This window comes from Lachnotalea sp. AF33-28 (genome assembly GCF_003477885.1).
Lineage (GTDB): Bacteria > Bacillota > Clostridia > Lachnospirales > Lachnospiraceae > AF33-28.
The window spans coordinates 186,296-211,366 of sequence record NZ_QUEE01000003.1; the positions used below are offsets into that span (position 1 = coordinate 186,296).

At 36.6% G+C, this 25,071-nt stretch carries 21 protein-coding genes and 2 pseudogenes; 5 read left to right on the forward strand and 18 right to left on the reverse strand.

The window, feature by feature from the left end; translation table 11 throughout:
- Window positions 1-5 precede the first annotated feature (5 nt).
- Window positions 6-2,057, reverse strand: coding sequence for a hypothetical protein (locus DWZ56_RS05445; protein ID WP_118555379.1), 2,052 nt, complete (start codon window positions 2,055-2,057; stop codon window positions 6-8).
- A 226-nt stretch (window positions 2,058-2,283) separates the two neighbouring features.
- On the opposite strand from DWZ56_RS05445, the gene DWZ56_RS05450 reads away from it, so the two are divergent.
- The 5 genes and pseudogenes from DWZ56_RS05450 (at window position 2,284) to DWZ56_RS22685 (ending at window position 4,860) form a co-directional block, all read left to right on the forward strand.
- Window positions 2,284-3,198, forward strand: coding sequence for a beta-1,6-N-acetylglucosaminyltransferase (locus tag DWZ56_RS05450; RefSeq protein WP_118555380.1), 915 nt, complete (start codon window positions 2,284-2,286; stop codon window positions 3,196-3,198).
- Between the two features lie 151 nt (window positions 3,199-3,349).
- A pseudogene (locus DWZ56_RS23585) lies at window positions 3,350-3,472 on the forward strand (IS30 family transposase); the annotation flags it as partial.
- A 352-nt stretch (window positions 3,473-3,824) separates the two neighbouring features.
- A complete protein-coding gene (gene tnpA / locus DWZ56_RS05460) occupies window positions 3,825-4,190 on the forward strand; it encodes an IS66 family insertion sequence element accessory protein TnpA (protein WP_243095084.1) in 366 nt (121 codons plus the stop codon).
- 27 nt (window positions 4,191-4,217) lie between these two features.
- Window positions 4,218-4,400 (forward strand): IS66 family insertion sequence element accessory protein TnpB, encoded by a 183-nt coding sequence (gene tnpB / locus DWZ56_RS23730; protein ID WP_118555381.1) that lies wholly within the window; start codon window positions 4,218-4,220, stop codon window positions 4,398-4,400.
- Between the two features lie 289 nt (window positions 4,401-4,689).
- Complete coding sequence (locus tag DWZ56_RS22685; protein ID WP_158584461.1) at window positions 4,690-4,860, forward strand: hypothetical protein; 171 nt, start codon at window positions 4,690-4,692, stop codon at window positions 4,858-4,860.
- Here DWZ56_RS22685 and DWZ56_RS05470 read toward each other — a convergent pair.
- From DWZ56_RS05470 to DWZ56_RS05550, 17 genes and pseudogenes are all read right to left on the reverse strand, one after another.
- Window positions 4,843-5,256 (reverse strand): annotated as a pseudogene (locus DWZ56_RS05470) (IS66 family transposase); the annotation flags it as partial. The gene DWZ56_RS22685 and the pseudogene DWZ56_RS05470 sit on opposite strands and share 18 nt — an antisense overlap.
- Window positions 5,257-5,538: 282 nt before the next feature.
- Window positions 5,539-6,558 (reverse strand): WcbI family polysaccharide biosynthesis putative acetyltransferase, encoded by a 1,020-nt coding sequence (locus DWZ56_RS05475; protein WP_147369386.1) that lies wholly within the window; start codon window positions 6,556-6,558, stop codon window positions 5,539-5,541.
- A 54-nt stretch (window positions 6,559-6,612) separates the two neighbouring features.
- Window positions 6,613-8,139, reverse strand: a complete 1,527-nt coding sequence (locus tag DWZ56_RS05480; RefSeq protein WP_118555383.1) for a lipopolysaccharide biosynthesis protein — start codon at window positions 8,137-8,139, stop codon at window positions 6,613-6,615.
- A gap of 39 nt (window positions 8,140-8,178) precedes the next feature.
- Complete coding sequence (locus tag DWZ56_RS05485) at window positions 8,179-8,694, reverse strand: KdsC family phosphatase (RefSeq protein WP_118555384.1); 516 nt, start codon at window positions 8,692-8,694, stop codon at window positions 8,179-8,181.
- Between the two features lie 144 nt (window positions 8,695-8,838).
- Window positions 8,839-10,461: an aldolase catalytic domain-containing protein gene (locus DWZ56_RS05490; RefSeq protein ID WP_118555385.1), complete on the reverse strand. Its 1,623-nt coding sequence runs from the start codon at window positions 10,459-10,461 to the stop codon at window positions 8,839-8,841.
- Between the two features lie 13 nt (window positions 10,462-10,474).
- On the reverse strand, window positions 10,475-11,152 hold the full coding sequence (locus tag DWZ56_RS05495) for an acylneuraminate cytidylyltransferase family protein (protein ID WP_118555386.1): 678 nt from the start codon (window positions 11,150-11,152) through the stop codon (window positions 10,475-10,477).
- An 84-nt stretch (window positions 11,153-11,236) separates the two neighbouring features.
- Window positions 11,237-12,046: a 6-hydroxymethylpterin diphosphokinase MptE-like protein gene (locus tag DWZ56_RS05500; protein ID WP_118555387.1), complete on the reverse strand. Its 810-nt coding sequence runs from the start codon at window positions 12,044-12,046 to the stop codon at window positions 11,237-11,239.
- A gap of 33 nt (window positions 12,047-12,079) precedes the next feature.
- Window positions 12,080-13,069 (reverse strand): glycosyltransferase family 2 protein, encoded by a 990-nt coding sequence (locus DWZ56_RS05505; RefSeq protein ID WP_118555388.1) that lies wholly within the window; start codon window positions 13,067-13,069, stop codon window positions 12,080-12,082.
- Entirely contained in the window at window positions 13,062-14,201 is a 1,140-nt protein-coding gene (locus DWZ56_RS05510; protein WP_118555389.1) for a glycosyltransferase family 4 protein, read from the reverse strand. Before DWZ56_RS05510 ends, DWZ56_RS05505 begins: the two co-directional genes overlap by 8 nt.
- A gap of 9 nt (window positions 14,202-14,210) precedes the next feature.
- A complete protein-coding gene (locus tag DWZ56_RS22605; protein ID WP_147369387.1) occupies window positions 14,211-14,999 on the reverse strand; it encodes an O-antigen ligase family protein in 789 nt (262 codons plus the stop codon).
- 495 nt (window positions 15,000-15,494) lie between these two features.
- The gene (locus DWZ56_RS23295) at window positions 15,495-16,697 is read right to left on the reverse strand and encodes a glycosyltransferase family 4 protein (RefSeq protein WP_118555391.1); all 1,203 of its coding nucleotides are present in this window, start codon (window positions 16,695-16,697) and stop codon (window positions 15,495-15,497) included.
- Window positions 16,687-17,454 (reverse strand): WecB/TagA/CpsF family glycosyltransferase, encoded by a 768-nt coding sequence (locus tag DWZ56_RS05525; RefSeq protein ID WP_118555392.1) that lies wholly within the window; start codon window positions 17,452-17,454, stop codon window positions 16,687-16,689. Before DWZ56_RS05525 ends, DWZ56_RS23295 begins: the two co-directional genes overlap by 11 nt.
- 221 nt (window positions 17,455-17,675) lie before the next feature.
- A complete protein-coding gene (locus DWZ56_RS05530) occupies window positions 17,676-19,097 on the reverse strand; it encodes a sugar transferase (protein WP_158584463.1) in 1,422 nt (473 codons plus the stop codon).
- A gap of 212 nt (window positions 19,098-19,309) precedes the next feature.
- Entirely contained in the window at window positions 19,310-20,737 is a 1,428-nt protein-coding gene (locus DWZ56_RS05535) for an oligosaccharide flippase family protein (protein ID WP_118555394.1), read from the reverse strand.
- A gap of 259 nt (window positions 20,738-20,996) precedes the next feature.
- Entirely contained in the window at window positions 20,997-22,118 is a 1,122-nt protein-coding gene (locus DWZ56_RS05540; protein ID WP_118555395.1) for a hypothetical protein, read from the reverse strand.
- A 14-nt stretch (window positions 22,119-22,132) separates the two neighbouring features.
- Window positions 22,133-23,038, reverse strand: coding sequence for a glycosyltransferase (locus tag DWZ56_RS05545; RefSeq protein WP_118555396.1), 906 nt, complete (start codon window positions 23,036-23,038; stop codon window positions 22,133-22,135).
- The gene (locus DWZ56_RS05550) at window positions 23,035-25,062 is read right to left on the reverse strand and encodes a glycosyltransferase (protein WP_118555397.1); all 2,028 of its coding nucleotides are present in this window, start codon (window positions 25,060-25,062) and stop codon (window positions 23,035-23,037) included. Before DWZ56_RS05550 ends, DWZ56_RS05545 begins: the two co-directional genes overlap by 4 nt.
- Window positions 25,063-25,071 lie beyond the last annotated feature (9 nt).

Consider the following 25,071-nt stretch of genomic DNA (forward strand, 5'->3'; position numbering starts at 1 on the left):
GTACCTCAGTTTCTCCAGAATTGAAGTAAGTTTAAAACCTTTTGATGAAGCATATAGCCTTCATGAATATTTGAGTCATTAAATATAAAAAGTACATTATATAAAAGGCTTATCAAACATACACTTGCAGTAAAGCCATATACTATATTACTTTGCCGGTCATATGCTTTTTCAAGCAGAGTTAAAATTACAAGCACAGCTGCCAGAAAGAAAAACAATGCAAAATCTGCATAGTATCTTGTAAGTATTCCCGCCAGTTGGCAATCTGCGATGGAAATAACTAAACCTGAAATGATCGATATAATTGTAATGCCATATAACTTCTTAGACTTTAGTTCTTGATTAACAATAAAAAATAGCGGACCACTAAAAAGTAACACATTATTCGCAAACAATCCACCATACATATCCTCTGATATGGTTCGTCCCATATATTCTGTTGTTAAGACAGATTTCGTTATAAAAGGAAATTGGGCAACAATGTTAGGAGGCTGTAACAGATATGTAAACAGCCCAAACCCTGTGCGTCCAAAAACGAACCCCCTTTTAGTCATATCATTAGTGGTCAAATTATAGTTCGCTCCAAAATCAACAATCGATCCGAATCTAATATAATTATAATACATAATTCCCGCTGCCACCAATATAATTGGTGCCGCAAAACATGCTATATTGATAAAATATTTCCCAGTAATTTCTTTTCTAATTGGCCTTACAATGAAGTAGCTTGTAAAAAGCGGAAACGCAAGCAGTCCTATCATAAGAATTTGGGGTCGGCATCCAGCAATACAGGCGATGCATAGTGACCCCAACATGAGTCTCCAGGAAATTAATTCTCCAGTTTGTTTAATAGATGAAAACCAGAAATAAAGTCCCCATACTGCAAAAGTTACCGCAAACAATATAGGTTCAGAATAAAAATCAGCATGCAAGAGCAGATACAAAACCCCTATTCCATTTGTAACTGTCGTAGATATAAGTAAATATAATATAAAGGGTATCTTTTTAAAACGCTTATTGATCACTTCCCGAATTAATATAAATATACCTGTCACGAGCAATGCACTGCAGAAATAAAAATCCACTCGTGCTGGTAAGCTATTTCCTGTTAGCAAATAATAGGGCAAATGGAACAATAATACTGGCACTATACCAAAATAAACATAATATCTTCCATTATAGAATGCATAATCCCAGTAAAAAGAGGCATTTGATGCCCAACGTAAATCCCTATCATATGGATTATCTAATGCAAGTAATTCCTGTGAGGGCTGTAGATCCAGATAGGCTTGTCCCTTAGCCAATGATTTTGCCAGTAATTCATACGGTGAAGGCTCTGGTGTAGTATTATCCAACTGTGTAACTAAAAAAGAAAACATTCCAACTAATATAAATATCACTATAAATGTTACTATTTTTTGCTTACCACTTTTATTATCATACATACATTTATAAAATCCATTTTTAGGGATTAATATATATACTACGCAAATTAGAAAACAGCATATTAAGACACGCATTACTGAAAAAACAAATGGAACAGATGCGTTTAATGATATATCATGAATTATTATATTAGCCCCAGCGAAACTCGGATCAATAACTATTTTAACCTGGCAGATTTTACCTGCACCATTTAGATTCATATATTGGCTTTGCTTTATCTCATGCGTAACAACTCTTTCAGGAAGAGCATAATAAAATTTATTACCTTCATCAGCTATAAACAAGCTCACGCCTGCTCCGTTATTATATTTACCATTACGCTTTTCGGGTTGAATATCGATGTGAACATTTTCAATCTTCTGATATGGAAAAGATATTTCTATATATGCCTCTTCATTAAGGACGGCAAATGTATTTTCTTTTATTTGTTCCATACCAGTTACGTTCATTTCGATATCTTTTACATCATCTAAATTCAGTGAGCAATAATGAGAAATATTAAATACTGTTACCTCTAATAAAACGCTTATAGCTATACTAAATAATAATATTTTCAAGTAACGTTTTAAATAAATATTTAATTTCCAACTCTGATTTAAAATATTATTCATGATTGCCTCTATTTTTATCTAATTTTGATGTCTAAATTTAATACCTCTCTGATAAATTATACCATAAATTTAATAGTTTACCAGAGGAAACACAAAATTGAGCGATTGATGGGCTGTTCTTGGCTTCACACAATTTAGATTGTTTTTTATAATAATATATACTATACTATAAGTGTTTCCCATTTATGATACTAGCAAAATACTTTATTTATCAAATTGAAAAACCATGAATAATCATACACTGAATGACATACGAATCGCACATCTCATTTTAGCACATAAAGATCCTGAATTCATACACTATTTGGCTGAACGTTTATCAGCTTTTTCTGATGTATATATTCATATTGATAAACGTAAGGATGAATCTGAATTCAAAAAACGCTTGAAAAATAATAGGCATTGTTTTTTTACTAAAAAACGTTTTAGATGTGACTGGGGAGGCTCTGGAGCAATTAATGCTGAAATTGAGTTAATAAAAAATGCACAATCTAATACTGCCTACGATCGTTTAATTTTTTTACAGGGTGCTGATTATCCGATTAAATCTGATCACTTCATTATTAATTATTTCAAAAATAATCGCGACATAGAGTTCATTAGAGGCTGTTGCTGCACGAACTCCTCTAATTCTTATTTTTATGGCAAATGCAGGTATTATATGTATTATAATAACCCTAATTTTATAAAGCGAGCTATCAATTCATTTACTTTTAAATCGAAAATAACGTTACGGAAAGGATACATTAATGATTTAGGAAAACGCTATAATATATACTGGGGAAGTGCTCAATGGGCTTTAACAGGAAAGTGTGCAAATTATATAATAGATTTTTTTGATAAGCATAAAAAATTTAATAAATGGTTTAAACATGCCTTTCCGGCAGATGAACTTTATTTTACTACTGTTGTAATGAATTCTCCATTTAGAAATTATACATCACATTCAGGTCCTGAAAAAGAAAAAGAAGGATTGGTTAATTGGATGAATTTGGATTATTTTGTTTACCTTCCAGGAAAAATTAAAATTTTTACGATGGAAGATTACGAATTACTAAAGAGCAGACCCGAATTATATGCCAGAAAAATGGATGTGCAAAACTCAATGGGCTTAATTAAGCAGTTAGATTTATTAGAATAACATTAATAGGGATATCTTATGATGTTAGGGTCAAAAGTTATCGCGGATACCACATCAGCCTAATAATACCTTGAAAGTTTCGCACAACTAGTTTTTAGAACCAAAACTATCGCTACTAATGGACGTTATTCCACTAGTGTATCATAAACACCACACCATACTCCAGTTGATACTTCCCAAAGGCACCAGCTTTGAATTCCTTACCCAATCGGATATAAATACGATTGCGAACCATATCAATTCAACCCCAAGGGAAAGCCTTGGTGAAGAAACATTAAAAGCGGATCCGCTTTAACTACTAATCAACTATCTCAAAAATCTGTTGTCGGACTGGAAGTAAACTTTTCACATTTTTTTAATATGATCGGTAGAATTCAGGCCCTGCACACTGATTCGCAGTAGTCCGTTTGCCATGTCCCAAAACAAAGTAAGCGTCAAATGTTAGGGTGGCTGGCGCTCCGCCACCAAATACCTCATAATGGTAGATAGCTAGATGCAAGCACTTCGCTCTGGAATACGATACATCTCATTGATAGGTGCGAGCATTTCACTACACATTTATGGAGATATTGAAAATATCCAGTTACAATGCCATAGTCCCGGCTGATCAGCAGTTCCAACTAATTATGGAATGCAGGAACAGTGGACTCTCCGATTATCAGTGGTGCAAGGAGCACGGGATCCATCCGGGAACCTTCTATAACTGGGTCAGCAGACTTAGGAAGAAGGCCTGCTGCGAAATCCCTGAGTCAATTTCCAAAGCGGAGCCTTCACCGGATCAGGACGTGGTTCGCTTAAATTTAAATTCAAAAGCAGAGAATCCGCAGGCGATGCTCCTATGCCAACCAGCGTCTGCGAATCCAACCTGTATTGCAGATATTTTTGCCAAGATAGAAATTTATCTGGGCAATGTGACAATCCGTATCGCCAATGGAACCGGGCCGGCTATACTTGAACGGGTTCTGTTCCTTGTGAAAGGCACTGTGTGTTAGGCGATATCTCCGTGGCGGACAACATCTATCAAGGTCCTGCTGCGTGAACCGGATGGATATGTGCTCCTTTACAAGAGACTGAATGTTGCACAGGGACGATATCGTTGGCCACGGAAACGTTCAGAAGCTCAGGCAATTACCTGGCGGCAGCTGGACTGGCTGCTAAACGGACTGGATGTTGAACAGCCAAAGGCGATCCAGACCAGTTGAAAATTATCGTGAAATCGACGAAATTTTCCAGTGACATTTCTGATGAAAACGTGGATAACTCTTTCTCTTTTCATCCAGGACGGGATAACTCCTGCGTGATTTCCATTTCATCGCTTTTCATCTTATTCTGAAACTGCCATAACAGAAAACGTCTCAGTTTATCCATCTTATGGCTGCTCTCCGCGTCGGTTATCCACCGTCATTATGACGAACACCTGGCCGTGACGAATTCGCTTTTTTCTTCAATTTCTGGTAAAATACCAGTAACGAAACAGAGGAGCGAAGGACCATGGCATCCAGTGCAAAGGACATCCAGTTCAAGGAACTGAAGGATACGATCTCACAACTGAATACAACCATCCGTACCCAGAATGATCTGATCCTATCCCTGCAGAAGAGTAACCGCTCAATAGCCGGTACCTTGCTAATCACAAGGTCGCTGTTATTTGCGCCCCTGTGATTCCTGTATTTTGGGTTTCCTGATGTGATCTGGCAGCTTATCTGACCATGGAAGCAGATCCTGCAGGAATGATCGGTCTCTGTCATCCGCATGCTTTGGTATCTCTGTCAGAAGATATTCAAAATAGTCATACGGCTTCAGATTGTTTGCTTTCGCAGTCTCGGCAATGCTGTAAATAATCGCAGAACTGGCTGCTCCATTGATGGTATCAATCATCTGCCAGTTTTTCTTTCCAACGCAGAAGCCACGGATAGCTCGTTCGCTGGCATTATTATCGATCGGCACATCACCATCCGTAAGGGATACCATGAGATACTTCTCCTGATTTAAGGCATACGTAAATGCCTCCCGGAGCTTGCCTGTTGATGGAACTTCCGCATCATGCAGTTTGAGGTACAACATTTGGCGTTTACCTTCTTTTCGAGAAAAAACGTATCTGTGCCATATAGAAATAGTCCCCGGAAACTTCTGTATTTTCGTACTTTCTGCGAATTGACATCCGGCCTTATACCACGACTTTCGGATGGTGTTCTTCAAAGGCATCTTTCTGGTCCAGGGAAAGGCATCACGGTCCAGGCGTTTCATAAGGAATTATCAATGAACTTTATCATCAAATCAACTAAGTCTGGAAAGAACCCATTTGGCGCTTACTTTCAAGTTGCAAATGTCTGTTCTTGACTATCTTAGCTTTCGATTTTTTTCTAATTGCTTTTTTAATTTCAAATATTGGTTATAAACTTTATACATTATAAAATGAAGATAGCTTGATGCTCTCTTTACAAAAGAAAGATCCTCATTTTGCCATTCCATCGACCAGTATTGCTTTATATACCACTTCAAATCCATCGGAACCTGTATTACTTTACTTCCAGTTAGACGTATTGTGACCTGTGGAAATATCATATGAAAATGTTCTCTTACCACAGAGCAAATTGGCATTTCATAAGTGTCAATCCTTAAATCATTAAAAGTGTCCACATGTTCCTGATTAAATCGAACGTTCATATGATTCAAGATTCCTTTTGATATTTGCTTAATCAACGTGGGTGTTGGATGGTTAGGATCAAAAAACAATTGCTGACTCCGATAGTTTTTTAAAATGTAATCAGCAATCTTTATATTCCACGCCTCTTCTCTTATTTTAATTTTTTGAATGAAAGAATTAAACATTGCATCTAAATTTATTAAACCCCAGACTTCATTCGGTCTGATATTTCCAGTATAGAGATCCAATGTTTGCTGCAAGGTATAACCTCTACTATATGCGAAATCCAGGAGCATATCGCGAAAAAACACAGTCCCTCCCCCCCATACAAATTCCTTTTCTTCTGTGTACTGTGGAAAAAAGCACATAGGAAGATGATATAAGTTAGGTACCGATATAACCTGACATCCAGGTTTAAGCTGTTTAATAATGTTTTCAGATGCGTACTCACTGCCATACCGATTATTAAACTGAATGCTTTGATGGATGAAAATATCACATTTATAGAATACTTCACACTGAAAATATCTTGTACTTTTAATGTCCTGTATTGCTTTTATGGGAAAAATCGCATACAGCTTAGTAAACTCTGGAACCGACTGCAGTATATCCCTTATGGCAGTCATGTGACAGTTTCCATAAAGAATACATATTTTCTTTCCACCATGTTTATCACGAAATTCTTGAAAACGTTCATTTTCTTGTTTTATCATATTTCATAGCCTTTAATTTGAATAACAGATTTCATAGATATCCTTTTATTCCTCTTATACCAAATAATGGTTTTTTCTTATTAATGCCAATAAATAATTTCGATGTTTCTTCTGAAGCATTGAAATAAGGAATAACATGCTATTAGGCAATAACACAACAATGCATAATTTCAAGCTTAATCCTAAAATTCCACCCATTACAACCATCTCACAGATTAAATATGTAAAATAAGCTACAATCAATATTACAGCACAATAAACACCGCAATAAAAAAAATATTCGGCAGATGACCGTTTAAAATACAATCTGATCGTAATAATTGTAGTGCCAATGATAGAAAAGATAAACACTGCAATAATAGAAGCGAAGATTATACCCGCCAAACCAAATTTTAACCCTAAAGATATATTTAATGTCAAATTTATTATTATCTCAAAAATCTCTAACCAACGAAATTCCCACCATAAGCCTGCGGCATTTGAATATACCGATCTGATTTGTCCCATTTGAACAATATAAAAATAAATACAAAATAAGAGCATAATTTCAAACGATGCTATCAGTTCTTTTCCTACCCATAAATCCATAAACGGCTGATACAAACATAACATTGCAATTGTACACCAGCCTCCTATCCAACTCATGTAATAGTTAAATCTTTTAAAATCCTCATAATTCTTTTCAACTGTTTCAATGGCAACGCTGTTTCCTACACCAGCAGATATGGACTGAACGATCACACCAAGAAATCCCAAGACAGCCGAAAATACATAATAATAATTTCCATAAATCGTCACAGCAAGCAGACCGCAGCAAGCAGAAAGAACAATACTGTCCAATGAATTACGAGTTGTCTTAGAAACTTGGCTAATAGCCAGTCCTTTCATCTGTTTTACAATCTTCTGCTTCTTTTCTTCCCCTATTATGCCTTTACACCTTAATTCCGGGAATCTATGTTTTGTAATATATGCAACAACTAGATTATTAGCAATTGTAAAAATAACATTCCATATGATATAAGCATAATAATTCTTCCAAATTATCAGTACTATAATCTGAATAATACACTTTAATGTATCCAGAATCGAACTAACATTGTTGATAATATCCTGCCTTTGCGATGCCGATAAAAGAACATTTTTGTAAGCAAATGCCAGGTAGCTAAACACCGTATTTACAAGATATATTACAAACAGGAAATACAGATTAATAGTATCCGGATATGAGCCCTTTATTAAATATTTAAGGAATGGCATAATTATAATTCCGGCCATTAAAATAACAACGCCAACAATCCTGTATATCTTCCGGTAAAATGCCATCAACGCACAGATTGCGTCATTATCACCATCCGCCATTGGTTTATAAAGGCTAAAAATAACCGCACTGGAAAATCCCAATTCCGTCATATTTAATACTTGCAGAATAGATGCAAACAGGGTACTCAATCCGGCATACTCTACGCCAAGCTCTCGAATAATGATCGTCCTAATAATAAATGGTAATGTTAATACTATAATTTTGTTAAGCATTCCGCTCAGCATATTTCTTTTAGCATTAAAGGTTCTGTTTTTGGTCATGTCTCAATTGTTTTCTCCACTTAAGTGAAATTTATCCTATCACAAATTTCCATACCTGTTGCTTGCTATATATTCAATAAAATCACGTACAGCTCCATTGCCACCAGTAAAAGGTGATATATAGTCAGAAATATTTTTCACACTTCTGACTGCATCAAATGGGCAACCTATCAACCCATTTGCTTCTTTTATTGGATTCATACATTCCAAATCCAATATATCATCACCAATATAAGCAACATGTTTTAAGGTGTATATTTTACCAGTCTTTTGGGAAAAGAAATGTAATATTTCCATCAGTTGCTGATATTTATCCCGCACTCCTTGGAAATAGTATTTAATGTTCAACTCATCACAGCGATTTTTTAAATATATACTTTTACGTGCAGTAATAATTACGGGCCAGATATCCATTTTAGGTAAAATATCTTTTATGCCACACCCATCTTTTACATCAAATCTCTTAAATAACTCCCCACTTTCCCCCATATATATTTTCCCATCGGTGAGTGTTCCGTCAACGTCCATAACTAATATTTTTATACTGTATTTCATCGCTTAACTACTCCTTAAAACACATACGTAATTCTAATGTATATGTTTTTTCACTAAATCAATATAATTTAATCAATAACATAGTTTAATATGCCTTCTTATAATATTGCAATGCAGTAACAAAGTTTTTTTATATTTTCAATTTTAGTTAACTATTTGTTCAAAACGCGAAGGAGTTACAAAATGGATCCGCATATTCTGATTTCTTCGTGAATTTACAAAATCAATCAACATTTCTGTAATCTCTTTATTTATCTTTTGAGAATCTACTTTTACTGATGATAATTCCATATCTTGTGATACATAATTAAGTTCTTGATGCCCATTGGGATCATAGCCATCAAATCCGGCAAAGGAGACATCATCCACTCCTAGATTATCCAACAATCGCAGAAGCATAATACAAGAATTATCCATACACTCCCATCCGCACTTAATAAGTTTAATAAATGAAACAATTTTAGTGTGTTCATCCAGACTGTGTTCTAATAAATTGGAAGTAATGATTTTATCAGCAGAAGCAAATTTATTATTTGTTTTCCAATAACGATATCTTTTGGTATTGCTCATATATATATAGTCAGCCTGAAAATCATCTGAAACAAAGTTAACGGAGATAACAATTGGTTTATATCTATCAATATATGTCTGGATAGCTGTTGCATGTGTAGTGATTGTACTTCCCGGCGCAAGTATCAAAATAGAACGGTTTTTCATCTCACATCGTAATTCTTCCATTGTATCCAAATCGTCCACATCTGATGATAGTAGTTCCAGATATGTTTTGTCGAGTAAATCATAATCGTATCGTTTTCTTGCATCCGTACCTATTCGATTCAAAATATATCGTATATCTTTTGAACGAATACTATTTTTTTTCGAAAGATATGAAATATTATTTACATGTGCACTGTAACATCCTGCAACAAAATATTGCGTCGTATATCCCCAAGTACAACGATTTCTAATGCCATCCATATATGTGTCAATAAGATCCAGCAAAACGTCCATATCATATGGATATCCCAATTTGGATCCCATATACTGCGCAATTAACTCAGTTGGTGTATTCCCTGCACCACGCCCCATACCAGAAATTGTTCCATCTATAATGACTTCTCTTTTGCCTACAGTCATTCGGATGAATTCCTGTGAAAGCGCATTTGAAAGCTGCATATTATTATGTGAATGGAAACCTATCTTACATGTATCAATTAAATTGTGATTGATAATCTCAAAAACTCTATGCAAGTCTTCTTGATACATTGAACCGAATGTATCCACAATCGATATACAATAAGGTTCAAGTTCATTGACTAATTCCAAAAACTCAATTAATTCTTTATCTGTATAACCCATTATATCAACGGGTTGAACAAAAAGTTTATATCCTTTGTGTTTAATATCTTTGCAAACTTCCAGAGCCTGATAACGTTCTTTTTTAAAAAAGCATTCTCGAACAGCATCAACAGAATCTGCTCTGCAATTATCCAAATTACAAATAGAATATCGACTATAATCAGCTAAAACAGTAAATAAACAGCCCTGTTTATCTTCTGGTATAAATCTTTTTGCATCAGCCGAGTTTTTATAAACAGTTTTTCCGTCACCTGCCCCCTCATCTTGAAAAAAACCAATTTCAATAAAATCAATTTTAGCTTTTACTAAATTCTCTATGATGCCGATTATTGTCTCATTTCCAAATTGTTTATCAATTAAATAAGCTCCATCACGTAACGTACAATCTAATAATCTCGCATGCCTCATATTTGATTATCCTCTATTTTATTTTATGATTAATTGCTATCATTTTTTTCATATGGCTATAGATAGCATCAGCAATTTCAAAATCGTCCGGGAAGTCGATATCTCTGCTTTCAATTTCGGATACCTCATGAATATAAGGTTTCACTCCTACACGTCTATCATATTTTAAGAACGTTTCTTTTAAAAACACGTATGCTCCGGGAGCTTCTGAATATATAGGTATCAAATCTTGTGTTCGTGGAAAATGCTGTATATCAAAATTCATAGCAGATCCATTTTGCCATAAAAACTCCTGTATTCTCTTTGCAAGAAATGCGGAATCGTATTCATTACTTATAACAGCCCGTATACAGGCATCAATGCTTTCACTTCTTGTAAACGGACCAGTCGCATGAGAAACAACATATATATCCGCATCTACCATTTTCATAAATTCGCGAATGATATCATTACAATTTACTTCACTTGTATCCAGATAGTCCGGACGCTCTAAATATTGAACACCATCTAGTATATAGTCCTGAACTTCCGAATTACTACAGTAAACATATATTTCATCTATTAACTTTGCGTGAATACATGCTTTTTGTATTAAAGACATTAACGGCGTTCCATCAGAAAACTTTTTTATATTTTTTCCAGGAACTCTTTCATTATTAAGTTTTATAGGTATCATTGCTACTACTTTCATATAAATTCTCCCATAATCTTTATCTATAGATAATACTTATGATCTATTTGTTCTATATTTTTAGTTTTTATCGTTAATTACATCTCATACAATTTCATCAAAATTAACTCTGATAAATTCTTCCAATTTTCCACCACGTGTCGCATTACATATTTTTATTCCCTTTTCATCGCACACTTGACGTGCTTTTCTGTAAGCTAATGTAGATTTCTGTAATTGTGGAGGAAAGCCAAGATTTCCCCCTAAACCCTGCATATAGTTTTGAACAGATGCGTCTTGAACAATCGATCCATCCAAAAGCCTGTCTATGTCATAATTATGATCTACTCCCATAATGTATATTTCCGAATAACCCATATATACCGCCATTTGAATACAAGTATAGGTTACGGTATATCCCTCATAAAAACCCTGTGAAATGTCATACGCAAAATCGGGTAACGCCGGAAATTTCTCTGTCGGATCTAAAAAAAATAAAAACAAATTTTTTTTAGCTTTGAATTTCGGTGATATCTTCCTGGCTACATAGCTATTTAAAAATACTCCCGTACAATTATCTGTTATAATTGGAATATCATCCTTTATTTCATCCAATACATTTATATCTTGTGAGAAATAATATGCAGGACGCCAAAATGTCTTATCAAATATTTTATAGATTCTGTTTACTGCAAAGGTATCATCCTTTATACGTTCTAGATCCTCAATCCTTAAACTTGGGCCATTTCCAATTATAAAGCACCGTTTTCCAACTTTCGTATTATAAAATTTCTGCAATCGCGAGCGATCCGCCTGTTTTTTTTGAATCGACGCATAATACTTTTTCTTACAAGTCTTATATTGAATATAAGCGTAATTTATCAATTTATATTCTTTTAAATGTTCTATATTCACTTTAACACCTCTTTATAACACACTGACAATTGATTAGTTAAGCTTCTGTTTAAGAAAATCGTATAGTTTACAATAAAATCTTGGACTTATTGTAAATATAAGGATTTTGATTTTATGCTTTATTGAAATTTCATATTTTCCTCGAATCTCAATTATCTTTTTCTTTAACTGATGAACAATATCGCCTTTATTTTCTGATTTATAGTTCTTTTCAAGATCAGTAGCACAACCCAGTATTACATCAATATACTGCTGGATATGTAACCTGATTAAACCGGAATTGCCACATTCCTCTATTACCTTTAAGCGATCCTCATAGGCTTCCAAAGCATCCAGCCGTTTTAATGTATACGCATTCTTTCCGGTGATACTATTATCTCTTTGATAATAAAAGTACAGTTCCAACCACAAATACAATACTTTTTTTGATTTCAAATAGAGGTGATGCATAATAAACTCATCCTCATGAATCTTTCCTTCAGGAAATTTACATTCATTAAAAAGCTCTCGTTTATAAAGCTTATTGCAAGCCACCGTTGGATTTTTAAAGTCAGAACGATACCACACTTTCATGGCGTCTATTGGTTCGGCTGCCATGATCTGATATTCGTTATGAATTATTTCAAAGCGGTTGCCATGCATCACATCATCTACTTCAATTCCTTCGCAGACTGCAATATCAGCCTTATATTTTTCAGCGTTGAGATATAATAATTCTATAAACTGCCTGTGTATATAATCATCCGAATCAACAAATGACAAATATTTTCCATTCGAAGCGGCTATCCCCGTATTTCTGGCGGCGGATAACCCGGCGTTGCTTTGGTTAATAACAGTGATTCGATGATCTCTTTCTTTAAATTCGTCAGTAATTTTAAGACTGCTATCGGTTGATCCGTCATTGACAATAATGATTTCCAGGTTTTTATAGCTCTGCCGAATTACAGACTCCAGACAGCGTTCCAGATATTGTTCCACGTTGTACACGGGTATAATGATTGTTATAAGATCTTCACTAATCATATTTCCGCTCCGTTATAGTTTTGCTATGATATACCGTCGCTTCTTTCACTGCATTTACAAACCCTTCCGACGTACTGGAAAAATGAAATTTATTAATACTGGAAATCGCATGTCCCCCCATTTTCTTTTGCAGTGAGCAGTCCGACAGCAGTTCATCAAGAATGCCTGTGAATTCTTTCTTATTGTAAGGGTCTATGATATACCCGTTATCATTGTTCCGTATTAGATCGTAAACACCATCCGCATATCGGGAGCAAATAACACAGAGTCCCTGGCACATTGCCTCTAATACTACCAGGCCAAAACAGTCATTTCTGGTTGGAAGTACAAATATAGAATTTTTACCATATTCCCGTATCACCTCCTCTTTTTGCAGGTTACCTTTAAAAATCACACGATCTCTTGGAAGCTGCTGGTAACAATACTCATGTACGGAATCCCGTTCAGGCCCATCTCCAACGACTGTAAGAATATAATTATTTCGAACGCCGGACAAAGCGTCAACTAAAAGGTCTAACCCTTTTCCATAAACTAATCTGCCCACAAACAGTATCTTATTACTATACTCTCGTGGATACGCGCTACAGTAACTATCCACATCAACAGTCAGTAAACTCAGATAAATCTTATCCGGATCTGCGCCATACGCTATCTGCGCTTCTTTGGCTTTACTGCTGCTTGCAATAAAGCGGCTGGCATGCTTTACGATATACTTCCGTATATGTCTCTGGATTGAATTAATACCTTTCTCTGAGTTTAATGTGCCATCTGTCCAGCTTATATAAGGGATTCTGCGGTGTCTGCACCACCTAACAGCCAGCAGCGCTGTCGGATTATACTCTGATATCACCACAACATCCGGCTGTATCCGATTCAGCAAAGGCCCAAGCCCCGTCGTGATATGGATATATTTTGTATCATTCTTTTTCGGCACCTTTACTGTTACGGAGTCGAGAAAGTATGACTTTCTTAATTTATCAGTTTCTATGAGCCATTGTCTGTTTTCCTCGTTTTTAGAGGAGTATATAATTCTTAAATCAAGCATTTCCTCATGGCTATGCAGATAGTTGAAAAAATCCACCCGATACGGTGAGGGGATATTCGTTATAATAACCACATTAAGTTTATTCATATTGCGACCTCATGTTCTGATATCCACACATTTTTGTCCCCCTCTCTGCTCGTCCGCCTCTATCGGCAGCGATCTTTTCACACAACCGCCAAGAAAGAACATTGGCAGCCACGTAAACTGCGTAAATTCCTGCACGTTATTGGCAATTCCTCCAATCAAAACCGTGAGCAGGAAGCATCCGGCGGTATAAAACAGATTCCTATCCTTTAGCCGGTTAAAACAGGGAATTGTCAATAGATAAAAAATCAGGGAAACAATGAGTCCCGCTAATCCTATGCAGAACAGGTTCTTCAGGTACATATTATGGGCATTGGCAGAAAAGAAGCCATTATATAGCATGTCAGAGGTTAAATCTATGCCAAAGATCCTGTCAAGCGGCCCCGCCTGCATATACCGTGCGAATGTCACCTTCCAAATCGTGGCCCGGCCCTGTGTGTTATAGGCAGCATCAGTAAAATCAAAGGTTATAAAATTAGCATCCTGGAAATAAGTTATCGAATTTAACTGCTTCTGCAGGAAAATGGCCAGTACCCCCACCAACGCAAAGCCGATGAATAATTTGAACCCTATTCTCAGCGGCAGTTTCATTCGGGATTCATACCTATATAAAAATGCGGCAAATAGTATTTCAACGCTTAAGATAAAAAATAGCCGTGAATTTGAAAGCACAATCATAGAAAATCCAGCCAACATCACCAGAAAATCATACCAGCTCCACCTGCTCTTCATAATAAATAAAATAATCAGCTGAAGCATGGCAATGGAAAGATCGGTCTTGTAATAATACATCCCCCGCAAAGTATGGGCTTCTCCCCATAAGACGGTTCCATATCCCAATCCGATCGCCAGCAAATTTGTTATCAAAACAATGAGGTAGGATTTTTGCAGTACAGACACATATCTTTCTGTATCTTCATAAGACTTCCTCGCAATAAAAAACAGCAAATACTGTGAGATGATTTTTATATAGATCAAAAGGCTGCCAAAGGATACATTTTTCAAAAAAGACTGTGTGAACATAAGTATTATAAGCAATGCAATCAGGTCAATTTTCTGCCGCGCAATCTTTCCGGCGGAAAATACCAGTACGCCAGCAGCATAAGCCAATAATAATGCATCAAGAAACCTGAATTGATAAAACATATCTGTTATAGGTTTCAAAAACAACAGCAGAGAAATATTAAAGATGTGTTTGTCCTGTATCCATAACAAAACCGATTGTGTGCAATGCCTTACATTCTTTTGCATACTGTCTCCTCAAGTAACTTTGCCGGGTAAGCTTATCGGCGTAGGTTAATGTCTGACTTGGCTGGAATCTGCTATAACATGATCATATATCCGCTTTAAAAGCTTATAATTGCTTTCAGCCCCATAATGTTCCTCATAATGCCTGAAAATATCAAACGAATTGAAGGCCGGAAGCGTTTGGACCGCCCTGGACAGCGCCTCAGGTGAATCATATTGAAAGGAGATCCCGGTGTAACCTTCCAGTATCATCTGATTCGTATTGCCGATATTGCTTCCGATCACAGGCGTGCCGCAGGCATAACTTTCAATGATTGACATAGGCATACCTTCATAGCATTGTGTAGGCAGGATCAACGCCTTTGCATATGACAAGTCATGCATAAGCGTATTATGCTCTGTATGCCCAAATAACCGAACTTTTTTTAATCCGTATATATGAATAAATTCCTTCACTCCCTCCTCTTCGGGACCAGTCCCGTACAGATGAAGTTCGCTGCCCTCCACATTTCTCCATGCCTGCAGCAGCAGATAGATTCCCTTCAATATTTCCAGTCGGCCTATATACACAAAGTAATTTTTCCTATTCTCAAAGGGTACAATATCGGCGTGCGCCAAGCAGAAATTCGGTTTTACAAAGACGCGGCTTATATCCACGATATGTTTCTTTCCACGGTTTACCTTCAGGAGCTTTTCTTTATTGAACTCAGATAAGCAAATATAATAAAGTTTCCGGTATGTCCCAAGCAGCCGGTGGACCTTTAGAATTACAGCGCCAAGCAATGTCTGCAACCTGGAGTTTCTGTAACACTTATGGATAACGGCAGTATGCAGTCCTTTCTCAAGACACTCCTCACAGCATTTCCCCGCACGCATAAATGTTGCATTTGGACAAAGCAGCCGGAAATTATGAAGCGTTTGTACCACCGGCACATGGTATTTGAATGCCGCCCAGTAAACGGATGGGCTGATCAGACTCAAGGTATTGTGCACATGTATAAGAGAAATGTTCTGCTGCTTCAATATACTCGACACTTCTCTGTAGGTTCTCCATGAAAATATTGAGGAAAAGGGCAATAACAACTTGTCCATAACTGTAAACGAGTCAATATCACAATTACTTCTAGTATACAATAAGACATTGTATCCATGTCTGCGTAACAGCTGCGCCTCATTTTCAACGACAGTGTCTTCTCCACCGGCCAGCTTATAGTGATTGTGAATGATCAGTATATTTGTATTAATCTCCATGCCCGAACTTATCCTTTACCAGAAGCCATAAAAATTTTGTATTGGTATATAAATATCGCTTAAAAAGTCTTTTAGGCTCCTGACATAAGCGATAAAGCCATTCTAAACTGCAGGCCTGCATCCATGCTGGAGCTCTTTTGATATTGCCTGCAAAGTAATCAAATCCCGCGCCGACCCCGATCATCAACCCGTGAAGCTTTCCTCTGTGATGCGACATCCATATTTCCTGTTTGGGAGCGCCCAGACCAACCCATATGATATCCGCCCGAAAGCTGTTTATGTTATCCGTGATGATCTTGTCTTCCTCCGGGCTCATCTCACAGAAAGGTGGGGAAAACATACCTGCAATTTTTAGCCCCGGGTACCGCTCGGACAGTCGGCTTCTTAATTTCTCTAATGTTTCAGGACTGCTGCCGTAAAAAAAATGACTGTACCCTCTTTTGATTGATAGGATAAAAAGCTTATGCATAAAATCAGGTCCGGCGATACGTTCTGTTTCCTTAAAGCCTCTGGACCTGCAAATGACAGACAGCGGATTGCCATCCGGCAGCGCCAGGACCGCTTTATTCTGTATGACCCGGTAATTGGGATTATCATAGCTCATAACAGTTGTATGGACATTAGATATACAGATATACTCACCGGAAAGCTTCTCCAAATAATCATTTACATAGAGAACCGCCCTGCTAATATTGATTGCAGCTATGTTAACGCCGATGATATTACAGACAGGCACTGACGGCAGCGTTTTATTCATTCACAACTCCTTTAAGCACTATAGTAAATATGACAAATCAAATGAGACCATGTCCCGTCCGTGGATAAAATCAACTGTGGGCCCAAAGCATATATACTCAATGGTCTAAATCGTGGCTGATACTATTCACATAAATAATAATACATTATTTCTACTTATTATAATACAAATACTATTATCTGTATACCTCATTTTCAAATTTTACTAATATTGTTAAATCATCATCTGGCTCCAACGCCATGAAACACCGCGCCAACTGTCTTCAGTAAAATCTTAATATCCAATTCCAACGACCACTTATCAATATACTCTAAATCCAATTTCACCACTTCATCAAAACTCTTTATATTACTTCTGCCGCTTATCTGCCATAATCCGGTGATACCCGGCCGAAAGCTGATGCGTCTTTTCTGGTAGCTTTCATAATTTTCATATTCATCCAGCGTGGGCGGCCTTGTTCCCACCAAACTCATATCTCCCTTCAAGACATTCCAAAACTGCGGAAACTCATCTATGCTGGTTTTGCGTATAAAACGTCCAACCTTGGTAATCCGGGGATCATTCTCAAGCTTAAACATCTGCCCCTGCATCTCATTCTGCGCCATGAGTTCCTTCTTTTGTTCCTCGGCATCTTGATACATGGAACGGAACTTATAGAACTTAAATATGCGGCCATTCCGCCCCACTCTTTGCTGCTTAAATATCAGAGGTCCAGGGGACTCCAGCCAGATCGCAGGCGCGATAAAGACTGTTACAACAGCCGTAAGAACAAGACCTATTATAGCTCCTACAATATCCATCATTCGCTTAATCAGCAGGAGCCTGTAATCAAACAATCTGCTTGTAAAAGCCATTACATAATAATTGCCCAGACGGTATACTGTTTTGCTGTCGTTCACGCCCAGGTTAATTACATCAATATTCATATTAACCACAATACCCATCTTCTCCAGCTCAAGAATCATCTCTTTATAGAATAACTCTCCTTCCTGGATTCGAGGCGCATGAAGCAGAACCTCATCGGCCACAAGATGGGTAATCGAATCAAGATAATTATCCTTATTTGCAATAACAGGAACTCCCAGTATTGTCTGCCCCCTCCTGTCTTCATCCAGCAGGACAATCCCAACCACCTTGCAATTCCAGTCCGTCGGTTCCATCATTTGCTTTAATATCTTCTCTACGCGCTCACTGGTTGTAATAACTACCACTTTACTGGCATTAATACGATTGCGGTATATATTCGCCATATAGTATTTCACAAGCTGATGAGTAACATAGATTGTGATTCCATTCAGGATAAAGAAGAAGCCCAGAGTCAGCCTCGACAGCTCCATGCGATTTTTAACAGCAAATGTATATGCGGTGATTCCCATTAAAAGTATTATATTATATTTTAATACTTTGTTGAACTCGGCCAGATAACCTCTGATGTACATGCCTTCGTAGACTTTCAGGATATAATAAACGGCTATATGCAGCATAAACATACCTGCTACAGATGGGATAAAATCTGTAGCCTTCTTAAAATACTCCCAGCTCTCGAAACGCCATACCCCTGCCAATATAAAGCTGATTATTACACACAGCGCATCTAATAAACAGATTACCAATTCCTGTATTTGGTTTTTTCTTTGATACATCGGCATCCTCTCCAAGCATATTTATAGCTCTAAATTCTTGCAACCTCTGAATTCGTTGCATACATAAAAGCAAGCCACTTCAAAACTGATACTCACACACCACATCTAATAAGTATATTGATCACTTCAATCTGTTTTCTATACTGATATATAGTAACCCCTTGCTTAAAGGATCTCGGTTAGCAATAGCATGTCATATATAATCTATAATTCTATCGTCCAATTAAGTGAAGAATTAATACCCCTGCTCCATACATTACTGCTCCTGCTGCTACTTGTATAAACGTGGTTAACATTCCCGTAACACCCATATTAAATCCAATCAAACGGACCAGCAAAAACATAAAAACTGACAATATAAAATACGGCACTAATTCTTTGAAAGCTTGAAATAAACAAATCGATTTTCTCGCATGAAATGTTTTGTAAATCATAACAATTCCCTCCGTTAAAATCGTACCCCAAACAGCACCTTCTACTCCGAGCCGAGGAATCATGACAAAATTGGCTGCTACATTAAATACTGCTGCAATTATTGCCGCTTTCATAAGTACCTTATCCATACGCATCGGTATAAGGTAATGAGACTGTAATACTTCAGTCCAAGCTAAGAATAAGATTATTACCACTAACATCTGAATAAGCGAAATACATTTTATGAACTCCTCAGTATAGTACCAAGGGACTAGCTCCGGAGCTATCGCAGCCAAACCAAAACAAATTGGTAATGCTATCGCCATATTGAGTTTCATTGTTGAATGGACATATTCACGATTTTTTTTAAATTCCTTTCTGGATATTAATAAACTTAAACGTGGCAGCATTACCGCAGTTATTGCTGTGACAATTCCATACGGCAGTTTGACAAGGCCCTCCGCGTTTGAATAGAACCCAACGCTTTGCATATCTATCATCTGTCCTATCATAAGTTTGTCTATACCGCTATAAATGCTAACCCCAATCACAGGAATAAACAAGGACAGAACAGGACACAAATGCAATCGAATATCCTGCTTATGTATGGTTACCTTATCCACATATTTTAAAGCGAATGGCCATATTGCGATCTGCGAAAACAAGGCCGAAAGTGCCATACATAGACAATAAATCCATACATCATCCGATGTCTTAACAAATGTCAAAACGGTTAACAGTATGCCTAATTTAACAATAATATTTCTAATTACAATTTTTTTAAACTGTTCAAGTCCATAGAATAACCATGTTATATCTAATACGACAGAGAGTATATATATACCTTGAATGATCAGCAGTTTCTGATACTCATGTGCTATAGCATATATATATATAATGTAAACAACTACAGTGATAACCGATGATACTAATTGCACTATATAGATACTCCAGAAAGTCGTACTAAGCGCATTTCTATTTTCCCTTTTAATTGCGCATTCACGATTACCATAAGTACGAATACCTAATATACAAAATAATGAAAAATAGGATGCTATCGTAAAAGTATAATTATATTCTCCTATACCATCCGCGCCTAAAACTCTGGCCAAATATGGAGATAAAACTATAGGAAGCAAAATTGTCAGAACCTGATACGCCATATTATACATCATATTTGTCTTTAACTTTTTATCAATCACTCCGCTGCTTTTTCGCTTCTGCACCTTAACGCTCCTTATCACAAATAGCTCTAGAGTTAAAAATTAACTCTGCCAAAAAGAGAACAACTATATAGCGGAATACTTTTTCTACCGCGCTAAATTCAAAGACTGTATAAAGGTTCTATCAAAATAATAACTATCGAAATTCTTCGATCAGCTTTATCACAGATATCCAATATTTGCTACATGTTCTGCTAGCCGACTTTTATGGGAAAACATGGTTTCTGCAGCCATAAGCTTTTCTCCATTCGCGTTATTATTTTTAATCAATCCTTTGACCTGCTACTGTTTTACTGTACAGCACTCCAGACATAAAAATAAACATAAGATTTCGGAACACTTTTTCCAAAACACTAAATTCTGCTATGCCATAGAGCGCCGAAATTAATATTATAATAACAACAGCCAATTCTCCATGTTTATTGGAAGTATATAACAGAACCAGCATCGCTACCTGATATATAATAAACCATACGATACCCCAAAACATAAGGACCCCGATCCATCCATGATCTAAATAAAATCCATCGGGTATCTTGCTGCCAAACAGTCCTACGGAATATTCAAACAAATAATTATGGGCCAAGTCAATACGCCCTGTCAATAGCTTATTTAGCCAGGCAAACACAGGATTAAAATTCCATATAACGGCACAAACGGATATAACGACAATACCAAGGTATCCAGCGATTGTACCTATCATCCATATCTTTGAAGTTGCTATAGAGGAACAATAACGCACAAATAAATAAAGTACAAGCAACAAACTTATTGCAGCTACACCAGTTCTTGATGCAGTCAACCAAAACATACTTATATTAATAACTGCAGCAATCACTATCTGCCATATTTTTATCTTATCAAAATAAGCATAAATATAAAGGCATAAAATCAAGAACAGATAGCAATGAAGTCCATTGGGATGTCCATACCCCAAACAATAACGTGTTTCTACACGCCCCCTTCCGAAATTTTTAGTTAGCGAAAGAGGGCCTCCAATTCCAAACAAAGACAGTACAATCACCATAATATAGGCCGTTAATGCAAACCAAAAACACCGTTTCAATAATAATTTTATATCAATATTTTTTAAAGAGAGCAGCACCAATAAATTTGTAAATAATGATGTCTGTTCTGTATAAACAGTTGTTATGAGACAAAGCACCACTAATATAGAACCAATACATAATTCTCTCTTATTATATTTTGTAAAAGTTACTTTGTACAGAAGCAGCGGGTACACAAAAAATGTTATAACCCATGTGTAACCTCCTAAAGTATGCCCGAGCAGTTCATTCGCTCCATAATAAGCAAACACTAATAATAAATAACCTATACAAGCTATACTGTTCAGCAAATTCACATTCGACAATCTTTTTATCATTCAAAGATTCCCCTTTACTTTAACGCTAATTTCAATTCTCTTTTTATTCTTGTCCATAACGACAGATGAAATTTATTACGATATTCGTCTGCGACAGCTTTATCGGGGCTTACCTTTTCAAGCTTAACGGGACAATCGCTTCTCTTTATTTCAGTGCAGAAGTCCCCTCTTGACTTTTTCCGATAGTTACTACCACTTCCATCCATCCCATTATTCTCTACGTATGTCTGTACAGGATATACCGTGTACTGATTATTTTTACTTTGTTGATAACACCAACGTATTGCCCATGAATTAATGACTCCACGCTGCTGAAGCCAGAGCATGTCAAACATATCATCGCCCCCTTTATTAAAATGATTCCTAGCGGTCTTATCCCTCTTTAACCTATTAAAATCACTTACATTCCAATCAACAGTGTTCCACCGATCTTTCCAGGTTCCCCACCCCCAGCTACATCCTCTGTAGTATGCATATACATCTTTGTTATATGCATTTAATGTCTTTAGCTCTGGCGTATAACCAGAGATAGACCATATAGAAGGATCTGTTTTATAGAATGTAAGTGCAGCATTCATATAAGACAAAAAATTTTCTGCCACTACCAGATCGTCTTCCAAAACAACTACTCGGTCATATTGGGAAAATACATAACTTACGCCTTCAATAACAGATGACGCTAATCCCATATTACGCTGCCTAATATGAACGTTAACATGGCGAAAACAAGCATCTTTTTCAACAGTTCTGATATACTTCTGCACTTCATTAACTTCAAAAAGATCTCTATCATTCTTGGCTCCATCCGCAAAAATGTATAGCACGCTTTCCTTTGCCTCCGGATTTTTCTCTAATGAATTAATTAAGGCTTTGGTATGTTTTAAGCGATTATATACAAATATCACAATTGGCGCATTCACCCAAGCACCTCCTCATACAGTTGATGATAACGTTTCTGCATTATCTGTACATCATAATTAGTCTCCACTCTCAAACGGCAAGCATGTCCCATCTTATACAGTATTCTTTTATTTTCAAATGCCTCTTCTATTTTAAATGCAAGTTGCTCTACATCTCTGCTCTTAACCATCCATCCGGTTTCTTCAGTAATAATTTCAGTCAATCCGCCTGTAGCAAATGCGACGACAGGTGTTCCGCTGGCCATAGCTTCCACGGCAACTAATGAAAATGTCTCTGCCATACTTGGAATTACAAATAAATCGCCCATAGAATAAATCTCGTTTAATAAATCATTATCTTTCACATAACCGAATGTATGTGTCTCAAATCCCTTGGGTATACTTTCCATGTTGCTATCATTTCCAACAATTATCAGGCAATATAGATCTTTCCGTTTAATTAACTCAAGCGCCTTTATTAAATACTGAAATCCCTTCGCCTCGTTTTGTATGATATTACTGATAAAAACTAATATCCTCATATCTCCGGATATTCCATACTTTGCACGCACAAGTTGTTTATCAAGCTCTTTGAACTGTGCAGTGTCAACGCTATTAGCAATTACGCGTATATCTTCTGACTTTAATATTGAGCTTGCAGCTCTATCAGCCATCCATTTAGATGGAGCTACAAACACAATTCCTATGCCTGTGTACATATTCTTTTTAGCTAACAATATTGTATGGGATATATTCCTGTAAATAGGAGGCTGATAATCTCGATGTCCACAATTATAGCACTCCCCCATTCTCCATTTATCACATTCTGAAGACTGTGTACAATGTCCCGTAAAAGCCCACATATCGTGTAAAGTCCATACAACCTTACAAAGCTTTGTCAGTTCCCTAATTGTTTCTAATCCAACATAGTTACCATGCATATTATTTAAATGTACAAGATCAATATGATGCTTTTTTACATATTTAATGATTCGGTATCTGGAGTATGGATCATAAACCCTAGCATTATTAGTAAACTTTTTATAAACAACATTCATCAGTCTCAAGGGCAGAGAACGGTAAAGAACCAGGCCAGGCGCATCCGGCATACGTCCCCTACCCAGTATCATATGAGCTTCATAACCGTATCTCTTCGCACCTTCAAAAAGTTGCCTGGTGACTCGCTCCGCCCCTCCTGCTTCATATAATGTATTTATAAATAGTAACCTATTACATTTATAAACCTCATTTTTCCGAGTTAAGCTTCGTAGCCAAAAACCGGTTTTGCTGGATACATGTTTTAATAGCCACTGTTTAACAGCTGCCGCAGCTAAAATACAATACTTTTCTATACCAAATGCAGTTTTATAACCATATTTCTTCTTAATAAACAAGGTTTCCTTTTTTATCCAATAAATGTTGTTGGTGGACACCCCTCCCTTTTTAAACCAGGCGACCATTAAATCTAATTTAAAGAACTTAGCACCGTCGTGATAAGCATGAAGAAAAAAATCATAATCACCTGCTATATGCAAACTACTGTTATACAGATAACGTTTCATCCACTCCGCACGTATAAAACACGCCTGATGACAAAAGCAATGACGCTTTGTAATATCATCCGGATTCGCCTTAAAAATAAATAACCGGCCAAAATCTTCTTCAACCGCATCTCCACAGATTACATCGTATCCATTGTAATCACTATTACCAAATACTGTTTTCAACGTATCGTTACTAAAATATTTATCATCTGCATTAAGGAAATTAATCCATTGCCCCGAACACACATCTATGGCATGGTTCATAGCATCATAAATACCACTGTCTGGTTTAGAAATATACTTTAATATAACTCCCTTAGCAGATAATAGGGATCTATAGCTCTCAATGATTTTACATGTACCGTCTGTAGATCCGCCGTCTTTGATTACATATTCCAGATTATCATAATCCTGCTCCAGAACGGATTCAATTGTATCCTTTATAGTTTTTTCCGAGTTAAAGCAGACGGTGACCACTGATAATTTCGGATAAATTGCCATACGGCTCTA